Here is a 21342-nt window from a genome sequence, read left to right as displayed (position 1 = left end):
TATCAAAGTTAACCAGCCATTGCAGCATAGATAAAAGCGGACCAATCAGTCCGCTTAATAAAAAAGATAATTATGCTTTAGCACGCTCTTCAAGCATTGCTACTGCTGGTAGTACTTTACCTTCCACAAACTCAAGGAAAGCACCGCCACCTGTAGAGATGTAAGAAACGTCAGCTTTGATACCGAACTTGTCGATAGCTGCTAGCGTGTCACCACCACCCGCTACAGAGAAACCTTCAGATTGAGCGATCGCTTTAGAAATGCCTTCTGTTCCCGCTTCAAAGTTCTTGAATTCGAATACGCCAACAGGGCCGTTCCATAGGATAGTTTTAGCATCTTTCAGGATTTTTGCTAGTTCAGCTGTTGAGTCTGGACCTAGGTCGAAAATCATGTCGTCGTCTTGAACTTCAGATACGTGCTTGATTTCAGCTTCTGCGTTCTCGTCGAATGCTTTTGCACATGCAACGTCAGTCGCAACTGGAATTGCACACTCATCCATTAGCTTCTTAGCTGTGTCTACTAGATCTGCTTCGTATAGAGACTTACCAACGTTGTGGCCAGCTGCAGCGATGAACGTGTTCGCGATACCACCACCAACAACAAGTTGGTCAGCGATTTTAGATAGTGACTCAAGAACCGTTAGCTTAGTCGATACTTTAGAACCACCAACGATAGCAACCATTGGACGAGCAGGCTTGTCCATTGCTTTGCCTAGTGCGTCTAGTTCGTTAGCTAGTAGAGGACCAGCACACGCTACAGGCGCGTTCATGCCAACACCGTGAGTTGAAGCTTGCGCACGGTGAGCAGTACCGAATGCATCCATTACGAAGATGTCACACAGTGCAGCGTATTTCTTAGATAGCTCTTCTTCGTTCTTCTTTTCGCCTTTGTTAAAGCGAACGTTTTCAAGAACAACTAGCTCACCAGCGTTAAGCTCTAGACCATCTAGGTAATCTTTAGCAAGCTTAACTTCACACTCAAGTGCGTCGTTTAGGTAGTTAACTACAGGTTGTAGAGAGAATTCTTCTGCGTACTCGCCTTCAGTAGGACGACCTAGGTGAGACGTAACCATAACTTTAGCGCCAGCTTCTAGGCAGTGCTTGATGGTTGGTAGAGACGCAAGAATACGAGCGTCAGATGTTACTTTACCGTCTTTAACAGGTACGTTCAGATCAGCACGGATAAATACGCGTTTACCTGCTAGATCCAGGTCAGTCATCTTGATTACAGACATGTTTAGTCCTCTCAACTAAAAAATAAATAAAGTTTTTGAAACCCGGCTTCTTGCCAAGTTTTAGAATTCATCAACTGCTTACTTATATTGGGCTCATGAATATTAATTTCAACCTTCGAAATTAATATTTTTCCCCAAGAGCGCCCTTGATACTACTGAGACGCTTGCATTGCTAACGCGGTGTCTAACATGCGGTTAGCAAAGCCCCACTCGTTGTCACACCACACCAGCATTTTGACTAGACGACCATCACTCACTCGAGTCTGTGTCCCATCAACAATGGCGCTGTGCGGGTCGTGGTTAAAGTCCACGGAAACCAGCGGTGCTTCAGTATAGTCAACAATGCCGTCTAATGTACACCGAGAAGCGTTAATAATGACTTGATTTACGTCATTAACTTTCACATTCGTATTTATAGTTACACTAAGATCCATAGCGGTGACGTTAATTGTTGGCACTCTTACAGAAATTGCTTCAAATTTGTTAGAAAATTTCGGAAAGATGCGTTCGATGCCCTTATGGAGTTTCGTATCCACCGGAATAATGGATAAACTGGCTGAGCGAGTACGGCGGAGATCGCCATGATAGGCGTCGATAACTTGTTGATCATTCATTGAAGAGTGAATGCTGGTGATAGTCCCAGAGTCGATACCAAAGGCTTCATCTAACGCTTGAATAACCGGCACGATACAGTTTGTGGTGCAAGAACCATTGGAGACGATGGTGTGATCTTTGGTCAGTGTATGGTGATTAACACCGAAAATAATGGTGTTATCAAGATCATTGCTACCTGGATGAGAAAATAATACCTTCTTTGCGCCAGCTTCGATGTGTTTCTCGCCATCAGCGCGGCTACCGAATACACCAGTGCAATCTAATACGATATCAACCTCTAGGTTTTTCCACGGTAACAGGCTGATGTCCTCAAGATGCAAAATACGAATGGTGTCGAACTGACCATCTTTATGCGTAAGGTACAAATGCTCTTGGTCATGAGAAACCTTCTTATCAAAACGACCATGACTGGTATCGTATTGAAGCAGGTGAGCCATCGCTTCAGGTTGCGCCAACTCGTTAACGGCGACGACTTTAATTTGGTCGTTCTTCTCGCTTTCGTACAGCGCTCTGAGTACATTCCGTCCAATGCGTCCAAAGCCATTAATTGCCACTCTTAGCATCGCATTACGCCTTTTTGTTCACGTGATAAAGGCTTGCATGGTAACCGATAACGGTTGCTTTCGCATCAAGAGTTGTAAGCTGGTGACAATGCGTTTCTCGACCCAGAAAAAAACCGAGCACTAGTGCTCGGTTTTTCATTTCAAGAAGAAAGGTGCTTATGCAAGCAGCTCTTTTGCTGTGTTCACAACGTTTTCAGTCGTGAAGCCAAACATCTTGAATAGCTCGCCTGCTGGCGCAGACTCACCGAATGTCGTCATACCGATGATCTTGCCACCGAAGCCAACATACTTGTACCAGTAATCCGCAATACCCGCTTCAACCGCGATACGCTTAGTTACTTCCGCTGGAAGAACCGCTTCACGGTATGCTTCATCTTGCGCGTCAAAGACGTCAGTAGAAGGAAGAGACACTACGCGTACTTTCTTACCTTCAGCAATTAGCTCAGCGTAAGCATTTGTTGCTAGCTCAACTTCAGAACCTGTCGCAATAAGGATCAGCTCAGGCGTGCCTTCGCAATCTTTCAGGATGTAACCACCTTTAGCAACGTTTGCTAGCTGCTCAGCGTCACGATCTTGCTGTGTTAGGTTTTGACGAGAGAAGATAAGCGACGTCGGACCGTCTTTACGCTCAATCGCGTATTTCCAAGCCACTGCAGACTCAACCTGGTCACATGGACGCCATGTGCTCATGTTTGGCGTTACACGTAGTGATGCAATTTGCTCAACTGGTTGGTGCGTTGGACCATCTTCACCCAGACCGATAGAGTCGTGAGTGTAAACTTGGATGTTTTGCACTTTCATCAGTGCTGCCATGCGCATTGCGTTACGAGCATATTCCATGAACATTAGGAAGGTTGCACCGTATGGTACGAAACCACCGTGTAGCGCGATACCGTTGATGATCGCTGTCATACCGAACTCACGCACACCGTAGTGGATGTAGTTACCAGACGCATCATCAGCCGTTAGCGACTGAGAACCAGACCACATGGTTAGGTTTGATGGCGCTAGGTCAGCAGAGCCGCCCATGAATTCAGGAAGCATCTTACCGAACGCTTCTAGTGCATTTTGAGACGCCTTACGTGATGCAATGTTTGCAGGGTTTGCTTGAAGGTCAGCAATGATCTTGCTTGCTTCTTGTTCCCACTGAGCTGGAAGCTCACCGTTCACGCGACGCTTAAACTCAGCCGCAAGTTCTGGGTAAGCCGCTTCATAAGCTGCTAGCTTCTCGTTCCAAGCTGCTTCTTTTGCGCTACCCGCTTCGTTTGCATCCCACTCAGCTTTAATGTCTGCTGGGATTTCGAATGGACCGTGTTCCCAACCTAGGAATTCACGCGCTGCTGCAATTTCGTCGTGACCTAGTGGTGCACCGTGACAGTCGTGAGAGCCCGCTTTGTTTGGTGAACCAAAACCGATGATGGTTTTAGTACAGATAAGTGTTGGACGTGGATCCGCTTTTGCCGCTTCAATCGCTGCATTGATCGCGTCAGCATCGTGACCGTCTACTGCAGGGATTACGTGCCAGCCGTATGCTTCGAAGCGCTTAGGTGTGTCATCAGAGAACCAACCTTCCACTTCACCATCGATAGAGATGCCGTTGTCATCCCAGAACGCGATCAGCTTGCCTAGACCTAGGGTACCCGCTAGTGAACACGCTTCGTGAGAGATACCTTCCATCAGACAGCCATCACCCATGAATACATAAGTGAAGTGGTCAACGATATCGTGACCTTCTTTGTTGAATTGCGCTGCAAGAGATTTCTCAGCAATCGCCATACCAACCGCGTTAGTGATGCCTTGACCTAGAGGACCAGTCGTCGTCTCGATACCTGGTGCGTAGCCGTACTCTGGGTGACCTGGTGTTTTTGAGTGCAGTTGACGGAAGTTTTTAAGATCGTCAATTGATAGCTCGTAACCGCTTAGGTGAAGCAGAGAGTAAATCAGCATTGAGCCGTGGCCGTTTGACAGTACGAAACGGTCGCGGTCAGCCCACTCTGGGTTTGACGGGTTGTGATTTAGGTGAGAACGCCAAAGAACTTCAGCGATATCTGCCATACCCATTGGTGCACCTGGGTGACCTGAGTTAGCTTGTTGAACACCATCCATGCTTAGCGCGCGGATTGCATTAGCGAGTTGTTTACGAGAAGACATGTCTGCTCCTGAGTGCATTAAGCGAATTCCAAGTTTTTCATAGACTGATTGAATAATCAGCGGCGGCTATTGTCGCAAAGCCATATAGTCTCTGCAAACGATTTACCGTCATTTTTTGGCATTATCGCCGAATAATGTCGCCGGAATGTGGCGATCCACGCGCAAAATAGGCAAACGTTTGGCTATATGTTAAAAGCAAAAATCGCTTGCTAATCGAACATTGATGACTAGAATAGACGTCTAGATGTAGATACACCTACTATATATCATTGAATTTATTACAAGTGAGTGATTCGACACTCGCTTAAAAACAGTAATTGGAGCTCTCATGGCTAAGCACCTGTTTACTTCTGAGTCAGTATCAGAAGGCCATCCAGATAAAATCGCAGACCAAATCTCTGACGCGGTTCTTGATGCAATCCTAGAACAAGATCCAAAAGCACGTGTTGCTTGTGAAACTTACGTTAAGACTGGCATGGTGATGGTGGGTGGTGAGATCACCACTTCAGCATGGGTAGACATCGAAGAGCTAACTCGTGAAACCGTTCGCGAAATCGGCTACGTTCACTCTGACATGGGTTTTGACGCGGACTCTTGTGCCGTTCTAAACACCATCGGTAAGCAGTCTCCAGACATCAACCAGGGTGTTGATAAAGAAGATCCAAAAGAGCAAGGCGCAGGCGACCAAGGCATCATGTTCGGTTACGCAACGAACGAAACTGACATCCTAATGCCAGCACCTATCACTTACTCTCACCGTCTTGTTCAAAAGCAAGCGGAAGTACGTAAGAACGGCACTCTACCTTGGCTACGTCCAGACGCTAAGTCTCAGGTAACGTTCCAATACGACCAAGGTAAGATCGTTGGTATCGATGCGGTTGTTCTTTCAACTCAGCACTGTGATTCAATCTCAACACCGGATCTGCGTGAAGCAGTAATGGAAGAGATCATCAAGCCAGTACTACCATCTGAGTGGATCAACAAAGAAACCAACTTCTTCATCAACCCAACCGGTCGTTTCGTAATCGGTGGTCCTATGGGTGACTGTGGTCTAACGGGTCGTAAGATCATCGTTGATACCTACGGCGGCGCAGCTCGTCACGGTGGTGGTGCATTCTCTGGTAAAGATCCATCAAAAGTTGACCGTTCTGCAGCATACGCAGCACGTTATGTAGCGAAGAACATCGTAGCGGCTGGTATGGCTGACCGTTGTGAGATCCAACTGTCTTACGCAATCGGTGTTGCTGATCCAACATCTATCATGGTTGAGACGTTTGGTACTGAAAAAGTTTCTCACGACATCATCGTAGAAGCAGTTCGTCAAAACTTCGACCTGCGTCCATACGGCCTGCAAGAGATGCTAAACCTGCTGCAACCTATCTATAAGAAGACTGCAGCATACGGTCACTTCGGTCGCGAAGAGTTCCCTTGGGAAGCGACAGACAAAGCGGCAATCCTACGTGATTTCGCTGGTCTGTAATTACTCTTAGTCTGAGTATTTACTCCAAAAAAGCCCTCAAATTTTTTTGAGGGCTTTTTTATTTTTTTAATCCTGTCTTTTCAAACACTTTGTTACAAAGTTGTTAACTTCAACTCAAGTGGCTTTGATTTAATACCCTTTTGAAAATTGTGTTTTCCTGTAACACGGTCAATAGTTAATCAAAAGTGCCCTTGCGAATAGACCAATTTGCTCGGTTTGTTCGTATGCAAAACAGAGCACTTAAGAGGGGAAGACGCTAATAACGGTAAGCTGGCAGTGACACGTCAACGGCGGCGAGAGTCGCTGCTCGCTTTAACACCGCGACCATTAGCGCCATGCCCTGATAAAACGAAGGCCAGTTTGTCAATCAGGGAGGACATATGCCTCGAACTGTAAATTCTGATGACTTCCAGAAGAAACATGAAGTCAGGGATCAAGATTACGCTAAAACCATTCCGTGCAACCAACTGAGTGTATCAGCCCCATTCCACTGGCTTGCGCTCGGCTTGCATGACCTCATACGTATGCCAATCATTAGTGCTTTCTACGGGCTCTGCTTTACCGCAGCTGCGGTCGTGATCGTTCTATTGGTGCAATGGCAAGGTACACACCTCGTCATTATGCCAAGCCTCGTCGTTTATGTGCTTATCGGGCCTTTCTTGGCGCTGGGTCTTTATGATGCCGCTTGGGAGAGAGAAAAAGGGCACAAACCGAGCCTGTTTCACTCTATGAAAGCGATTGGTCGCAACTCGACGTCACAATGGGCGTTTGCCGTGTTACTCGCGGTAGCGATGATATTTTGGATGCGTATCGCTGCGCTGTTACATGCGCTCTACCCATCAGTGCAAGGTGCTCCCCTAACTGAGTTCGCGCCGTTTTTGATTACCGGCAGTGTTGTTGGCGCGGTTATCGCAGCGGTTATCTTCAGCATATCTGCCTTCTCGATCCCTCTTATGATGGAGCGTCGAGTCGACATCATGACTGCGGTCTTCACCAGCTTTAATGCGGTGAAATCCAACGTTCCAGCCATGATTGTGTGGGCTCTTATCATCTGCGGCGGTATTTTAATTGGCTTTGCCACCTACGGGATCGGAATGATCGTAACTATGCCGATTCTCGGCTACGGAACATGGCATGCTTACCATGAGACCATCAAGAAGAAGCATCATGTCTGATGCGTTGGCATAACATCACATCCTAAGTAGAATAGCGCCCTGTTTGGGCGCTTTTTGTTTGGATTGAACTTCGTGGATGCAGAATTATCAGAGCAGCTTCACTATCTTGCTTTAAAAACACTGTCTCGTTGTATTGAGCGTGCACGTCACTACTTTGAAAGAGACTTCCCCGTCCCAGCGCTCAACTACAAGCTGCGCGGAAAAGCCGCAGGTAAAGCGTATCTACAGACCTGGGAGGTCCGTTTAAACCCAGTGCTTTTTGTCGAGAATCAACAGGCGTTTATCGACGAAGTCATTCCCCATGAAGTCGCTCATTTAATTACCTTCGCGCTGTTCGGTCGCGTGCGCCCGCATGGCAAAGAGTGGCAGATGGTCATGAACCAAGTATTCCATATTGCACCAAACACCACACACTCACTCAATATCCAGTCTGTACAGGGACGCACGTTTGAGTACCGCTGCCAATGCGACACATTTGCTGTGACCATACGACGCCACAATAAGGTCTTGCGCCAACAAGCCAACTACCGCTGTCGAAAGTGCGGCCAAACTATAGAGTACACAGGAAAACAACTGAGCTAACTATCGATAGCTAAGGTCTTTTTTGCGAGTTACACTAGGTTATCTCAACCTTTTTTAGACCTTACTATGATGCGCTGCTTTATCATTTCTATCGCTCTATTGGCTACCACCGTTCCAATCACAGCAGTTGGTGCACCACCGAGTAGCTTTAGTAAAGCGAAGAAAGAAGCGGTAAAAATCTATGCCGACCATCCTGTGAGCTTCTATTGCGGCTGTGATATTCAATGGAACGGTAAGAAAGGCGTACCAGACCTTTCTGCATGCGGTTATCAGGTTCGCAAACAAGAAAAGCGCGCAAATCGCATTGAGTGGGAACACGTGGTGCCTGCTTGGCAGTTTGGCCACCAGCGTCAATGTTGGCAAGATGGCGGGCGCAAGAACTGCACACGCAACGACAAACAGTTCAAACTGATGGAAGCCGACCTACATAACCTCACACCGGCCATTGGTGAAGTCAACGGTGATCGTTCCAACTACAACTTTTCGCAGTGGAATGGGGTCGATGGTGTCAGCTATGGCCAATGCGAAATGCAAGTAAACTTCAAGCAGCGCAAAGCGATGCCGCCTGAACGCGCGCGAGGGTCTATTGCTCGAACTTACCTTTACATGAGTCAAGAGTACGGGTTTAGACTATCTAAACAGCAAGCTAAGCTAATGAAAGCTTGGAACAAAAGCTACCCTGTCGATAACTGGGAGTGCACTCGAAACGAGCGTGTCCGCCGCATTCAGGGCAACGATAATCCTTTTGTCGCCGAAGCGTGTAAAAATCAGAGCTAATTCCTTAGCCGAGCCCTTGTAATTTCGAGGGCTGGCATCCATCTTATACCTCAATACTGTTTGTTCTTTGGAAATTGTTATGCGTATACCTCGTATCTATCACCCTGAAACGATTCAATCTTTAGGCACTCTCGCCCTAAGTGATGATGCCGCAGGGCACATTGGCCGAGTATTGCGTATGAAAGAGGGTCAAGAGGTTCTGCTATTCGACGGTAGTGGCCATGAATTTCCTGCGACGATTACCAGCGTAGGGAAGAAAAACGTCGACGTGGATATTCAAGAGAAGGTCGAGTCGAGCATAGAGTCACCACTCGATTTGCATCTCGGACAAGTTATTTCTCGCGGCGATAAGATGGAGTTCACCATCCAAAAGTCCGTTGAGTTAGGTGTGAACACGATTACGCCTCTCATCTCAGAACGATGCGGCGTGAAACTCGATGCCAAGCGTTTTGAGAAAAAGCTGCAACAGTGGCAAAAGATAGCGATTAGCGCTTGTGAGCAGTGTGGACGTAATACTATCCCTGTGATTCGCCCAATCATGTCGCTAGAGGAGTGGTGTGCAGAGCCATCTGAGGCGCTCAAACTCAACCTTCATCCAAGAGCAAAATACTCAATTAATACCTTGCCAGAGCCCGTGAATAAGGTTCGTCTTCTTATCGGTCCAGAAGGTGGCTTGTCAGCGCAAGAAATTGAAATGACAGAACAATATCAATTCGAAGAAACCCTGCTTGGTCCTCGTGTACTTAGAACTGAGACGGCGGCACTGACCGCTATTACGGCACTTCAAGTACGCTTTGGCGATTTAGGTTAACGGGAGAAAAATAATGCTCAAACTCGGTATCGTGATGGACCCTATCTCGTCCATCAACATCAAAAAAGATTCAAGCTTTGCAATGATGCTGGAAGCACAGCGTCGTGGTTATGAAATCCACTATATGGAGATGAATGACCTACACCTAGATCAAGGCACAGCGGTTGCCGATACAAAAGTCGTGACGCTTAAAGAAGACCCTAACGGCTGGTACGAATTTACTTCTGAGCAAACCATTGAGCTGTCTGAGCTAGATGCCGTATTGATGCGTAAAGACCCTCCATTCGATACAGAGTACATCTACGCGACCTACATTTTGGAGCGCGCAGAAGAGAAAGGCACGCTAATCGTTAACAAGCCACAAAGCCTTCGTGACTGCAACGAGAAACTCTTCACAGCATGGTTCCCTGAGCTAACGCCAACGACTATCGTAACGCGCAAAGCAGAGAAGATTAAAGAGTTCCGTGATCAGCATGGCGATGTCATCCTGAAACCACTTGATGGTATGGGCGGCGCTTCTATCTTCCGTGTTAAGCAAGACGATCCGAACGTATCTGTGATCATCGAAACCCTGACTAACCATGGTCAAAACTACGCTATGGCGCAGACGTTTGTTCCTGATATCAGCAATGGTGACAAACGTATTCTCGTGGTGGATGGTGAACCAATGCCGTACTGCCTGGCGCGCATCCCAGCTAAAGGGGAAACTCGTGGCAACCTTGCGGCCGGTGGCCGTGGTGAGGCTCGTCCCTTAAGTGAGACAGACAAGCAAATTGCCGAGGCGGTAGCTCCCACTTTGAAAGAGAAGGGCTTAATATTTGTAGGTCTGGATGTCATCGGTGACAAACTTACTGAGATCAACGTGACTAGCCCAACGTGCATTCGTGAAATTGAAGCCGCCTTTGACATCTCTATTACTGGCAAGCTAATGGACGCTATCGAGCGCCGTTTAGGCAAGTAGCCAATTGTAGAAGTCTATTGGGAGAGGCGATCATGAACTTAGCCAACCACTTTCTCGTGGCAATGCCGGGGATGAAGGATCCATATTTCCAACGCAGCGTCATCTATGTGTGTGAGCACAATGAAGATGGCGCGATGGGGATCATGATCAGCACCCCTATCGATGTCACTGTCGCAAACATGCTTAAGCAAGTGCAAACTGAGCTTCCTATCGCCTCGCAAACGACACACAGCAAAAGCCTCGACGAGCCCGTGTTAAACGGCGGGCCCGTTTCTGAAGATCGTGGTTTTATCCTTCATAATCCTAAAGATCAGTACCAATCCAGTATCCAGATCACCGACACGGTATCTGTTACCACGTCTAAGGATATTCTGGCCGTACTCGGCACTGACGCTCAGCCGGACAACTATATCGTCGCATTAGGCTATTCTGGCTGGAGTGCAGGGCAACTGGAAACCGAGCTAGCTGAAAACTCGTGGCTCACCATAGAGGCCGACCCAAGCGTGATCTTTGATACCCCGGTTGAAGAACGTTGGAGTAGCGCTGTCGGTATGTTAGGGTTCGATATCGCTCAGCTTTCAACAGATGTTGGTCACGCATAGACCCTATTTGGGGAAAGCTAGAGATTCGTCTAAACAAGACCATTGCGTTCACAAACAGAGAAATTATGACATCCAGAACCATCGTTGCTTTCGATTTCGGCACCAAGAGTATTGGTAGTGCTATAGGCCAAGAGGTCACTGGCACAGCAAGCCCACTAAAGGCTTTCAAAGCCAAAGACGGCATTCCAAACTGGGATGACATCGAAGCCATGCTAAAAGAGTGGCAACCTGACCTCATCGTCGTGGGTCTACCCACCGACGTACGAGGCAAAGCACTTGATGAAATCACCGCTCGCGCCAAGAAGTTTGCCAACCGTGTACATGGTCGGTTCGGTTTCCAAGTGGAAATGCACGATGAAAGACTGTCTACCGCCGAAGCTCGTTCGGAGCTGTTTGAGATGGGGGGTTACAAGGCGTTATCAAAAGGCAATGTCGACTGCCAATCAGCGGTGGTGATCTTAGAGAGCTGGTTTGAGGCGCAGTGGGCTTAAAGCGGCTTTAAACACAAAAAAGGATGGCAAATGCCATCCTTTTTTATTTTCCGCTAGCCGCGCTCCTGCGCAGGCAGGGATAGACTCAAAGCGCGCGACCTAATTCAATTAGTCTACTTTCAGCTCTTGCAACATAGACTCAGGCAATGCAAGTTCATCGTTCTTGTTCACTTGAATACCCGCTGCAATGATCTTCTCTGCGATCGCTTTCGCTTCATCCAGTGAGTGCATCGCTGCAGTACCACATTGATACTCGTTAAGTTCAGGGATCTTGTTCTGGCTCTCGACTTTCAGTACATCTTGCATTGCATTTAGCCAAGCGTCAGCAACTTGCTGCTCAGATGGCGTACCAATCAAGCTCATGTAAAAACCAGTACGACAACCCATTGGAGAGATATCGATGATCTCAACCTGATCACCATTCAGATGTGCACGCATGAAGCCTGCATATAGGTGCTCTAGTGTGTGAATACCGCGCTCAGACAAGATGTCTTTGTTTGGGATCGTGAAACGTAGGTCGAAAACAGTAATCGTGTCGCCTTTAGGGGTTTGCATTGTTTTCGCAACGCGTACCGCTGGAGCGTGCATCTTAGTGTGGTCTACCGTAAAGCTATCCAGTAGTGGCATGATATTTTCTCCTTGGTTTACTCACGGTTTCAACCTTGGCTAAAACCGTGAGAACTATGTCTTGTAGAGCAATGTCTTTAGCGTGATTGTAAGTGGCACAGTATCGCTGCGCAATCTCAGTTAGCAAGCTTAGTTAGCGACTTGAGCTTGCTCTGGTGATAGATAAGCAAAGTAATCAGACAAGAAGTCATCGAAGTTAACGGTATCCGCCGATTCAATGCTCATTTGAGCTGAAACCGAACGAGTGACCTCATCTTCCATTATTTGAGTCGAATACGCTTTATATTCGTGAGAAAGATTCTTCTGACGGTACTCTTTACCCAGTTCGCAGCCCACTTTCCCAAGTCCGCCTAGCTCTTTGGTTTTCGCCAGTAGCTGACCTGAGATAGAAAGTTCAGGATTTTCGTTCCACGCTTCTAGCTTGTCACATACTGCAGCGTACTCGTTACCACCGTGTGCTGAATCCATATGCTTGGCAATCTCACGAAGATCAGCAAAGACGCGTTTTACCCAAGACTGGCTATCGAGAACTTCACCGTGACAGCCTATTTGTAGCTGAAGACCAACTTGGCGACCATCAACAATGACCTTGTTCCAGTTCTCACGCCAGCACTCTAGCTCACAATTGTCCATAGGCTCAGAATCTTTGAGCGCGCACCAAGTTAGGAACAAGTCGAGGAAGCGAATCTGCTCCGCGGTAATCCCAATTGGGCTAAACGGGTTCACGTCTAAAGAGCGGACCTCGATGTATTCAACACCACCGCGAGATAGTGCTTCTGACGGTTTTTCACCGCTTTTGGCGACACGCTTTGGTCTGATTGGCGCGTAAAGCTCATTCTCTATCTGCAGCACATAGTCATTCAACTGACGGTACTCACCATCTACTTTAACGCCAATTTTGGCGAAGTCTTGTGATGGGGTATGAATCGCCTGATTAAGGCCTTCTAGGTATTGCTCTAGTCCATTAAAACCAATCTTCAATGCACTCTGAGCGCTGTTGGTATAACCAAGGTCGCTTAGCCTTAACGACGTCGCCTTTGGTAGATATAAGGTCCCACCCACTTTTTCAAACGGACGCTTCGTCTCTTTGCCTTGCAAGAAAGAAGAACAAATAGCAGGAGACGCACCAAAGAAATAAGGAATCAACCAGCCAAAGCGGTAGTAATTACGGATCAACCCAAAGTAAGCTTCTGACTTGGCATCTTGACGAGTTTTCTCGTCTTGCTCACCAAATAATGCATCCCAGAACGATTCAGGAAAAGAGAAGTTAAAGTGCACGCCAGAGATAATCTGCATCAAGCTACCATAACGGTGCTTAAGTCCCTGACGGTATAGTGTCTTCATACGACCTGAGTTTGAGCTGCCGTACTGCGCTAAGGCGATGTCATCTTCTGAACCAACATAGCAAGGCATAGACAAAGGCCAAAGCTTCTCGTCACCGAGCTTAGTTTGCGTGAAATGATGAATATCGGACAACTGATTGATCAGCGTATCAACATCACGCGACACTGGGGTAATAAACTCCAATAACGACTCTGAAAAGTCCGTCGTGATGTATTCATTAGTGAAGGCTGAGCCTAACGCCTTAGGGTGAGGTGTTGTCGCTAATCGACCATCGTCGGTGTAACGTAGCGATTCCCGTTCCACACCGCGTCCAAACTGACGGAAAACGGTCTCATCTTTAGCAACTTGATCCAGTCGCTTAGCAAAATTAGTCACAATGCGATTCGCTTATAGTTTGTTATTCCAATTGAAGGGGGGATGCACCGACAGACAGCAAACCTTGTTCTCCGTCAGATCACCCATCCTCCCTATATGGTCATGCTATTGAGAGATTTCAAGCTCTGTAATTGGAATATTCAATTTCTCTAGTTGTGGTTTTAAACGCTTGGCATCACCGACCACTATCAGTTGATATTGGCTTGGGTCAAACCACTTCGCTGCCAACGTATTGAGGGTCTCTTTTTCGACGGTGGTGACAATCTCATTACGCTGCTTAAGGTAATCCTTATCCAAACTATAGGTTAAAATCGACGAAAGCAGGCTGGCTTTTTGACTCGGTGTTTCATAAGTCAATGCGTCTTGTTGCCCCACTGCGAGGCGCATGAAAGAGAGCTCCTCGTCCGTCATGCCATTTTCACTGTAGTTTTTCAGCTCAGCAATCATCTCTTCGAGAGAAGCAAGGGTTGCATCAGCTCTAACCTGAGCACTAAACACAATCGCGCCAACTTCACGGTTGCTAGCAAAATAACCGCTGGCACCATAGGTATAGCCTTTGTCCTCTCTGAGGTTCTGATTGATGCGACTGTTGAAGTTACCTGCCAGGTTAAAGTTTGCTAGACGACTTAGGTAAAGCTCGCCCGTTGCATCAAACGGTAGGCCTTGACGCACCATACGTACAATACTCTGTGGTGCAGATGGTTTATCGACAAGATAAATTCGCTGCTCACCTTGAGATGGAATGACCTCAGGTGCGATAAGCGGTGCTGCTTGCCCTTGCCATAGTGACCAGAACGCTAACTGATCGGTGATCTTCTTCTCTGAGATATCGCCAACCACGACGATTTGGGTTCCTTGCGGCGTGTAGTGATCGCGATAAAAGGCTTTCACATCCTCTAGAGTAATAGACGATATGGACTCGGTACTGCCGTCTGATGAGCGACCAAAGACTGAGTCACCATAGAGCACATCACGGGTAGCTTGCGATGCCATCCAGCTAGGTTTTTGATGCTGATACACTAAGCCCTCTAACGTTTGTGCTTTGAGACGGTCGAAGTCTTCCTGTTTCATCGCAGGATTGAACAAGATGTCCTCAAGCAAGGTTAAGGTTTGTGGTAGGTTGCGCTCCAGAGCAGACACAGAAACTCGTGTCGTGTACGCGCCTTCACTGAATCCAATCCGGCTCCCCAAACTATCGAGCTCTGCTTGAAGCTGCTCAACCGTGCGTGTTGCTGTACCCTCTTCCATCATGGCAGCTGTAAGGCCAGCAAGCCCTTCTTTGCCCTTAGGAACATAGCGACTGCCCGCTGGCATCTGGAAGTGGATCTCAACCGTTGGCGTTTCACTGGTCTCAGTGCCCAATAACTCACTGCCATTGTCGAAGTGAACTTGATACAGCTCAGGCATTTTCGCCGCAACCCCTTCCGCTACCTGAGGCATAACGCTGCGATCAAAATCATCAACCGGACGGCGCAGCTCAAGATCGGCCTCGGTTACCTTTTTATATTCAGGCAGAGTGCGCGCTGGCGTCACGAACGTTGCCGGTTTCACCGCTATGTCGGTTCGCCCTCTTGGGACAACACTCAAGGTGACTTTGTGTTTGTCTTCAATAAAGGTCTTGTAAGCGGCACTTACCTCTTCCGATGTCACGGAGCGAATTTGCTCGAGTTTTTGCTCGATGCGATCCGGCTGACCATAGAAGGTTTCATTCGCAGCAAGTTGCGTCACTTTGCCTTTTACGCTTTGCAGTGCGAATACGGCACCGGCTTCTGAAAGCCCTGTGATTTGCTTGAGTCGCTCGTCACTGATGCCTTGTTTATCAAACTCATCTAGCGTCGCTAACAAGTCGTTGTAAAGAGACTTCAAGCTATCTTTGTCTGTAGAGGCGCCCATGGCATACACGTAGAAATTACACGCGAGTTCATTACAGTCACTAAACGCACCAGCATCGAGGGCTTTCTGCGTTTTGATTAACTTCTGATACAGCAAACCGTTGGTGCCACCACCGATAGCATCCGCCATCGCATCGAGAACCACTTGATCTTCCGCCCCGCGGTAACTCGTCGTTGGCCAGCCAATCACCACCATAGGTTGGCGGATGCGATCTTCGAGTGTGATGTAGCGATCTTCAGGGAGAACTGCCGGCTGTTTTGGTGCTTTTTCTACGCTTGGCCCCTCTGGAATCGAGCCAAAGTACTTGTGAATCCACTCGAGTGTTTGCGCTTTATCGATATCACCACCGATAGTGAGCACGGCATTGTTTGGACCATACCAGCGTAAGAAGAAGGCCTTCAGATCGTTGACATCCACGCGATCGAGATCTTCAACATAGCCAATCGGTTGCCAAGAGTATGGGTGGCCTTCAGGGAACATCGCCTCCCCCATACGCTCCCAGATCAGACCGTAAGGGCGGTTATCAAAGTTCTGGGCGCGTTCATTTTTGACGGTATCACGCTGAATCTCAAACTTACGCTGCGAGACAGCGCCAAGCAAAAAGCCCATACGGTCGGCTTCAAGCCACAACATTTTCTCCAGCTGATTGGACGGAACCGTTTCGAAATAATTAGTTCGGTCTCGAGTCGTTGTACCGTTTAAGGTACCACCAGCCTCCGTGATGATCTTGAAATGCTGTTGATCGCCAACATGCTCAGAGCCCTGGAACATCATATGTTCGAAAAAGTGAGCAAACCCAGACTTACCGATCTCCTCACGTGCAGAGCCGACATGGTAGGTCACATCGACGTGCACAAGAGGATCTGAATCGTCAGGCGCTAAAATGACGGTCAAACCATTATCCAGCTTGTACTTGGAGTATGGGATCATCACCCGGTCGGGATCGGCTTTCATCTCCTCAACAAGGGTGATACCCGGAGGGAGTGCGCTATCGCTTTGGGTCGAAAAGTCACTATTGCTACAACCGTAAACAAAGACCACCGACACTAAGCCGAGCCAGATCTTTCTCATAAGAGCTCCTTAAAAGATCGAGAAAACTAGAATAGACCGTAGAACAAGGCCGTAAGCACCATATAGCGCAGAGCCTTACCTATAGCGATCAAAACAACACAAGGCAGAAATTTCATTCTTAGCCACCCTGCCGCTAAACAGAGAGGGTCGCCAATGACGGGTAGCCAGCTAAATAACAAGCTCCAATACCCATATTTTTGTAGCCAAGCCATGGCTTTATGACCATGCTTCTCGTTTTGAGTTCGATTTGGTAACCAAATCCCTATCCAATAATTAGTGAGACCACCTAAGGTGTTACCTATCGTGGCGACGATAATAACCCATACGGGCGAATACTGTTGCAGGCTCAATGTAGCAATAAGACCTGCTTCAGATCCGCCAGGGAGAAGTGTTGCACTTAAAAATCCAGAGATAAAAAGAACAGCGAGAGCGGAGTCGGCGAACCAAGATTCCGCAAGGAATTGAGAAAACGTTTCTAGCATTGCATATTAAGAAGTACTTTACCGCGCGTACGGCTGGTTTCTACCTGCTGATGAGCAGCCACCACTTGTTGATAAGGGTAGACTTGTTGGATCTCCGTTTTCAGCAACCCAACGCCCACCATATAAAGTAAGGTTTCCATCTGTTTAGTATCTGGCGATACCAACATACCACTTGCTTCAAAGCCAAGAAGCTTGGCTTTTTCACACACTAGCTCTGCGGTAATCGTAGGGATCGTCACGACTCGCGCATTATCTTTCAAACATTTCAGCGCATCTAAAGCCGTATCACCACCAACAAGATCGATAAGCACATCGACGTCACTTACACGCTCGGATGCCGGTGCAAACTCATAGTTAATGGCATGCGCGCCCAAGGTGGCCAAATAATCAAGATTACGCTCACTGCATGTGGTATACACTTCTGCTTTTGCTGCGACAGCGATTTGAACGGCGATATGACCGACACCACCTGCACCCGCTAAAATCAACACTCGTTCCCCTCCTTGAACTTGTGCTTTATTGATTGCTTGTGCAGCGGTTTGACCTGCCAGCGGCAACGCTGCGGCCGCTTCAAGTGTGACGGAATTAGGAATCGGAGTTAACTCTGACTCAGGAACACATACGTACTGGCTGTAGCCACCACCTCGAACAGGGAAACCGATAAAGCCAACGACTTCTTGCCCTATTTCGAACTCATTAGCACCCTCGCCCAGTCCTTCAATCGAACCGGCGATGTCATAGCCGGGAACCCAAGGAAGATTGTCTTTGTTCTCTGCAGCCGCCCAACCAAGACCTGCACGAGTTTTCACATCAATCGGATTGATTCCTGAGTAGGCAACCTTTACCAGAACTTCTCCTGCCTGAGGCTGTGGAACCTCAATCTCTTGAAACGCCAATACCTCTGCTGAACCAAATTCTGGAATCACGATCTGTTTACACTTCATTGCAGCTTCCTCTTCCTAATCAAGACTTCATAGTAACGATTTCCATAGTTGAGTCTAGATTAACTTTTCATCACTCAATAGCAAGTATGTAACAAATTCAATCACTTTAGCTGTGCGTTTGATTCCGGTAAGTCGCCAGAGACACTGAGCTAATAATGCAAAAAGGGAAGCTCGCGCTTCCCTTTTGTTTATCAAATGCAGTTGTAGGTGCTAGCCAACGAGGGCTAACAAGATACCCGCAGCAACGGCAGAGCCCAATACGCCTGCGACGTTTGGTCCCATTGCATGCATCAGTAGGAAGTTTTGCGGATTAGCCTGCAAACCTACTTTGTTTACTACACGCGCCGCCATTGGTACGGCAGAAACCCCTGCTGCACCAATAAGAGGGTTAATATCTTCTTTTGAGTACTTATTGAGGAGCTTCGCCATCAATACACCCGCGCCAGTACCGATACTGAATGCCACTGCACCAAGTGCCAAGATGCCCAAGGTTTCGAAGTTCAGGAACTGCTCAGCTTGAAGCTTAGAACCCACACCCAGACCCAAGAAGATGGTGACTATGTTGATCAGCTCATTTTGCGCCGTCTTCGATAGTCGATCGACAACACCCGCTTCACGCATCAAGTTACCAAGACAGAACATGCCAACCAGTGGCGTTGCCGATGGCAAAAACAGAATCGTCATCAATAGCACGGCAAGAGGGAACAGAACCTTCTCGCCTTTGCTAACGTGGCGCAGTTGAGCCATCTTGATAGTACGCTCTTCAGGCGTGGTAAGTGCCTTCATGATTGGCGGCTGAATGATTGGTACCAATGCCATGTAGCTGTATGCTGCAACCGCGATTGCCCCAAGCAAATCAGGAGACAGTCGGCTCGCTAAGAAAATCGCGGTTGGGCCGTCGGCACCACCGATGATGGCGATTGATGCCGCATCCTGCATGGAAAACTCCATACCTGGTACGTAGTTCAGCAATATCGCGCCAAATAAGGTCGCAAAGATACCAAACTGTGCCGCTGCGCCTAACCATAACGTTTTCGGGTTAGCAATAAGAGCACCAAAGTCCGTCATCGCACCCACGCCCATAAAGATGAGCAGTGGGAATACACCCGATTCAATTCCGATATAGTAGACGTAGTACAGCAGACCACCCGGCTCAGTGAAGCCCGCATTAGGGATATTTGCTAACACGGCACCAAAGCCGATTGGCAATAGGAGCAGCGGCTCAAACCCTTTGCGAATCGCCAAGTACAACAAGATGCATCCGACCAAGATCATGCAGATCTGGCCGAATTCAAAGTTAGCGATCCCTGTTTCTGACCATAAGGTCATCAATCCTTCCATGGTGCTCCCTTACGCTAAGCTAACAAGAGGTGCGCCAACAACAACGGCATCACCTTCTTTAACGTGTACATCTTGAACCACGCCGCTTTGCGCTGCGCGAACTTCCGTTTCCATCTTCATCGCTTCGAGGATCAATAGCACATCGCCTTCTTGAACTTGCGCACCAGAAGCGACATTAACCTTAAAGATGTTACCCGCTAGCGGCGCAGATACCGCCTCAACATTGGTTGCTGCTGGCGATGGCGCTGGTGCAGCGGCCGCAGGAGCGGTTGCTGGTGTTACTGACGTCAGTTCACCTTTTGGTCCCACTTCAACATCATAAACCTGACCATCGACCTTCACGCTGTATGCTTCGATACCTTGAGCAGACGTTGCTGGCGCTGCTACAGGCGCAGCAGGCTTCGCTTCTTCTTTACCTGGAGCTGGTTCAAATGCATCTGGGTTATGACGATTTTTCAGGAACTTAAGGCCAACTTGTGGGAAAAGTGCGTAAGTAAGAACATCATCCACAGTGTCTTCTGCTAGAGAAATGCCCTCTGCTTTCGCTTTCTGTAACAAGTCATCAGTCAGCGTATGTAGCTCAGCTTCGAGTAGATCGGCTGGGCGACAGGTAATCGCTTCACCACCTTCAAGCACTTTTGCTTGAAGCTCAGCGTTGACTTCCGCTGGCGCTTTACCGTATTCGCCTTTAAGAACACCGGCAGTCTCTTTAGTGATGCTCTTATAGCGCTCACCAGTCAGTACGTTGATAACCGCCTGAGTACCGACGATCTGCGAGGTTGGCGTTACCAAAGGAATAAAGCCAAGATCTTCACGAACGCGTGGGATCTCTTCTAGAACCTCATCGATGCGATCCGCGGCACCTTGCTCTTTTAGCTGACCTTCCATGTTGGTCAGCATGCCACCAGGCACCTGAGCAATTAGGATGCGAGAATCCACACCTTTCAACTGTCCTTCCCATTTCGCATACTTCTTGCGAACTTCGCGGAAGTAAGCGGCGATAGGTTCAATCTGCTCGAGTTTTAGGTTAGTGTCACGCTCAGTACCTTGTAGCATCGCGACAACAGTTTCTGTTGGCGTGTGACCATAGGTTTGGCTCATCGACGAGATTGCAGTATCTAGAATATCGACCCCAGCTTCTACCGCTTTCACTGCTGTCGCAGTAGACAAACCCGTTGTCGCGTGGCAGTGCAGCGCAAGAGGCACTTCACAAGATGCTTTGATGCGAGAAATCAGCTCTTCTGCCTCGTAAGGCTTTAGCAGACCTGACATATCTTTAATACATAGAGAGTGACAGCCTAAGTCTTCAAGACGCTTAGCAAGATCGACCCAAGTATCGGTGTTGTGAACTGGGCTTGTCGTATAAGACAGCGTGCCCTGAGCGTGCGCGCCGACATCAACGGCTGCTTTCACTGCTTTTTCAAAGTTACGAACATCATTCATCGCATCAAAGATACGGAACACATCCATACCATTGGCGTGTGCACGCTCAACAAACTTTTCAACAACGTCATCTGCGTAGTGGCGATAACCCAGTAGGTTTTGACCACGAAGCAGCATTTGCATAGGTGTGTTCGGCATGGCCTTTTTCAGCTCGCGCAAACGCTCCCATGGATCTTCACCCAAGAATCGAATACAGGCATCAAAGGTCGCTCCCCCCCACGTTTCTAGGGACCAGTAGCCAACCTTATCAAGCTCAGCTGCGATCGGTAACATATCTTCAATACGCATGCGCGTAGCAAACAAAGATTGGTGGGCGTCACGAAGTACCACGTCCGTGATAGCAAGTGGTTTAGACATGCTCATAAACTCCTTTTTAAGCT

Annotated in this window: 18 protein-coding genes; 8 read left to right on the top strand and 10 right to left on the bottom strand. The window is 48.0% G+C overall.

The window, feature by feature from the left end; genetic code table 11:
- Positions 1-70 precede the first annotated feature (70 nt).
- From AC6I8U_RS02025 to tkt, 3 genes are all read right to left on the bottom strand, one after another.
- Entirely contained in the window at positions 71-1234 is a 1164-nt protein-coding gene (locus AC6I8U_RS02025) for a phosphoglycerate kinase (protein ID WP_498017611.1), read from the bottom strand.
- Positions 1235-1386: 152 nt separating this feature from the next.
- Positions 1387-2412: an erythrose-4-phosphate dehydrogenase gene (gene epd, locus AC6I8U_RS02020; protein ID WP_498017610.1), complete on the bottom strand. Its 1026-nt coding sequence runs from the start codon at positions 2410-2412 to the stop codon at positions 1387-1389.
- Between the two features lie 156 nt (positions 2413-2568).
- Entirely contained in the window at positions 2569-4581 is a 2013-nt protein-coding gene (gene tkt, locus AC6I8U_RS02015; RefSeq protein ID WP_498017609.1) for a transketolase, read from the bottom strand.
- 310 nt (positions 4582-4891) lie between these two features.
- Between tkt and metK the strand changes: the two genes are divergently transcribed.
- The 8 genes from metK to ruvX all read left to right on the top strand — a co-directional run bounded on the left by metK (position 4892) and on the right by ruvX (position 11442).
- Entirely contained in the window at positions 4892-6043 is a 1152-nt protein-coding gene (metK, locus tag AC6I8U_RS02010; protein WP_234495121.1) for a methionine adenosyltransferase, read from the top strand.
- 380 nt (positions 6044-6423) lie between these two features.
- Positions 6424-7218: a DUF2189 domain-containing protein gene (locus AC6I8U_RS02005; RefSeq protein WP_498017608.1), complete on the top strand. Its 795-nt coding sequence runs from the start codon at positions 6424-6426 to the stop codon at positions 7216-7218.
- A 72-nt stretch (positions 7219-7290) separates the two neighbouring features.
- Positions 7291-7800, top strand: a complete 510-nt coding sequence (locus AC6I8U_RS02000; protein WP_498017607.1) for a SprT family zinc-dependent metalloprotease — start codon at positions 7291-7293, stop codon at positions 7798-7800.
- 69 nt (positions 7801-7869) lie between these two features.
- Positions 7870-8577 (top strand): endonuclease, encoded by a 708-nt coding sequence (locus AC6I8U_RS01995; RefSeq protein WP_498018300.1) that lies wholly within the window; start codon positions 7870-7872, stop codon positions 8575-8577.
- A gap of 79 nt (positions 8578-8656) precedes the next feature.
- A complete protein-coding gene (gene rsmE / locus AC6I8U_RS01990; protein ID WP_128649346.1) occupies positions 8657-9388 on the top strand; it encodes a 16S rRNA (uracil(1498)-N(3))-methyltransferase in 732 nt (243 codons plus the stop codon).
- A 13-nt stretch (positions 9389-9401) separates the two neighbouring features.
- On the top strand, positions 9402-10349 hold the full coding sequence (gene gshB, locus AC6I8U_RS01985) for a glutathione synthase (protein ID WP_234495118.1): 948 nt from the start codon (positions 9402-9404) through the stop codon (positions 10347-10349).
- Positions 10350-10381: 32 nt separating this feature from the next.
- Positions 10382-10951 (top strand): YqgE/AlgH family protein, encoded by a 570-nt coding sequence (locus AC6I8U_RS01980; protein WP_128649352.1) that lies wholly within the window; start codon positions 10382-10384, stop codon positions 10949-10951.
- A 65-nt stretch (positions 10952-11016) separates the two neighbouring features.
- Entirely contained in the window at positions 11017-11442 is a 426-nt protein-coding gene (gene ruvX, locus AC6I8U_RS01975) for a Holliday junction resolvase RuvX (protein WP_234495117.1), read from the top strand.
- 108 nt (positions 11443-11550) lie between these two features.
- On the opposite strand, the gene luxS is transcribed toward ruvX, so the two are convergent.
- The 7 genes from luxS to oadA all read right to left on the bottom strand — a co-directional run bounded on the left by luxS (position 11551) and on the right by oadA (position 21319).
- Positions 11551-12069 (bottom strand): S-ribosylhomocysteine lyase, encoded by a 519-nt coding sequence (gene luxS, locus AC6I8U_RS01970; protein WP_498017606.1) that lies wholly within the window; start codon positions 12067-12069, stop codon positions 11551-11553.
- Positions 12070-12198: 129 nt separating this feature from the next.
- The gene (gene gshA, locus AC6I8U_RS01965; RefSeq protein WP_498017605.1) at positions 12199-13788 is read right to left on the bottom strand and encodes a glutamate--cysteine ligase; all 1590 of its coding nucleotides are present in this window, start codon (positions 13786-13788) and stop codon (positions 12199-12201) included.
- A 105-nt stretch (positions 13789-13893) separates the two neighbouring features.
- A complete protein-coding gene (locus tag AC6I8U_RS01960) occupies positions 13894-16752 on the bottom strand; it encodes a M16 family metallopeptidase (RefSeq protein WP_498017604.1) in 2859 nt (952 codons plus the stop codon).
- 26 nt (positions 16753-16778) lie between these two features.
- Positions 16779-17234, bottom strand: a complete 456-nt coding sequence (locus AC6I8U_RS01955; protein WP_128649347.1) for a YqaA family protein — start codon at positions 17232-17234, stop codon at positions 16779-16781.
- Positions 17228-18178 (bottom strand): NADP-dependent oxidoreductase, encoded by a 951-nt coding sequence (locus AC6I8U_RS01950; protein WP_498017603.1) that lies wholly within the window; start codon positions 18176-18178, stop codon positions 17228-17230. The genes AC6I8U_RS01955 and AC6I8U_RS01950 overlap by 7 nt, the downstream gene beginning before the upstream one ends.
- A 210-nt stretch (positions 18179-18388) precedes the next feature.
- Complete coding sequence (locus AC6I8U_RS01945) at positions 18389-19519, bottom strand: sodium ion-translocating decarboxylase subunit beta (RefSeq protein ID WP_234495114.1); 1131 nt, start codon at positions 19517-19519, stop codon at positions 18389-18391.
- 9 nt (positions 19520-19528) lie between these two features.
- Positions 19529-21319 carry a sodium-extruding oxaloacetate decarboxylase subunit alpha gene (oadA, locus tag AC6I8U_RS01940; RefSeq protein ID WP_498017602.1) on the bottom strand — a complete coding sequence of 597 codons (1791 nt, stop codon included), beginning with the start codon at positions 21317-21319 and terminating at the stop codon, positions 19529-19531.
- Positions 21320-21342: the final 23 nt, after the last annotated feature.

Source organism: Vibrio sp. KUL80, assembly GCF_059725495.1.
Note: the sequence above shows the minus strand (reverse complement) of the source record. Positions and strands in the feature narration are given on the sequence as shown.

What these genes read in the sequence shown, in the direction of transcription:
- metK (WP_234495121.1), top strand. Translation starts at nt 4,892, where the DNA reads ATGGCTAAGCACCTGTTTACTTCTGAGTCAGTATCAGAAGGCCATCCA.
- AC6I8U_RS01950 (WP_498017603.1), bottom strand. Translation starts at nt 18,178, where the DNA reads ATGAAGTGTAAACAGATCGTGATTCCAGAATTTGGTTCAGCAGAGGTA.
- luxS (WP_498017606.1), bottom strand. Translation starts at nt 12,069, where the DNA reads ATGCCACTACTGGATAGCTTTACGGTAGACCACACTAAGATGCACGCT.
- tkt (WP_498017609.1), bottom strand. Translation starts at nt 4,581, where the DNA reads ATGCACTCAGGAGCAGACATGTCTTCTCGTAAACAACTCGCTAATGCA.
- oadA (WP_498017602.1), bottom strand. Translation starts at nt 21,319, where the DNA reads ATGTCTAAACCACTTGCTATCACGGACGTGGTACTTCGTGACGCCCAC.
- AC6I8U_RS01960 (WP_498017604.1), bottom strand. Translation starts at nt 16,752, where the DNA reads ATGAGAAAGATCTGGCTCGGCTTAGTGTCGGTGGTCTTTGTTTACGGT.
- ruvX (WP_234495117.1), top strand. Translation starts at nt 11,017, where the DNA reads ATGACATCCAGAACCATCGTTGCTTTCGATTTCGGCACCAAGAGTATT.
- AC6I8U_RS01980 (WP_128649352.1), top strand. Translation starts at nt 10,382, where the DNA reads ATGAACTTAGCCAACCACTTTCTCGTGGCAATGCCGGGGATGAAGGAT.
- AC6I8U_RS01945 (WP_234495114.1), bottom strand. Translation starts at nt 19,519, where the DNA reads ATGGAAGGATTGATGACCTTATGGTCAGAAACAGGGATCGCTAACTTT.
- AC6I8U_RS02005 (WP_498017608.1), top strand. Translation starts at nt 6,424, where the DNA reads ATGCCTCGAACTGTAAATTCTGATGACTTCCAGAAGAAACATGAAGTC.
- gshB (WP_234495118.1), top strand. Translation starts at nt 9,402, where the DNA reads ATGCTCAAACTCGGTATCGTGATGGACCCTATCTCGTCCATCAACATC.
- AC6I8U_RS01955 (WP_128649347.1), bottom strand. Translation starts at nt 17,234, where the DNA reads ATGCTAGAAACGTTTTCTCAATTCCTTGCGGAATCTTGGTTCGCCGAC.
- AC6I8U_RS02025 (WP_498017611.1), bottom strand. Translation starts at nt 1,234, where the DNA reads ATGTCTGTAATCAAGATGACTGACCTGGATCTAGCAGGTAAACGCGTA.
- epd (WP_498017610.1), bottom strand. Translation starts at nt 2,412, where the DNA reads ATGCTAAGAGTGGCAATTAATGGCTTTGGACGCATTGGACGGAATGTA.
- rsmE (WP_128649346.1), top strand. Translation starts at nt 8,657, where the DNA reads ATGCGTATACCTCGTATCTATCACCCTGAAACGATTCAATCTTTAGGC.
- AC6I8U_RS01995 (WP_498018300.1), top strand. Translation starts at nt 7,870, where the DNA reads ATGCGCTGCTTTATCATTTCTATCGCTCTATTGGCTACCACCGTTCCA.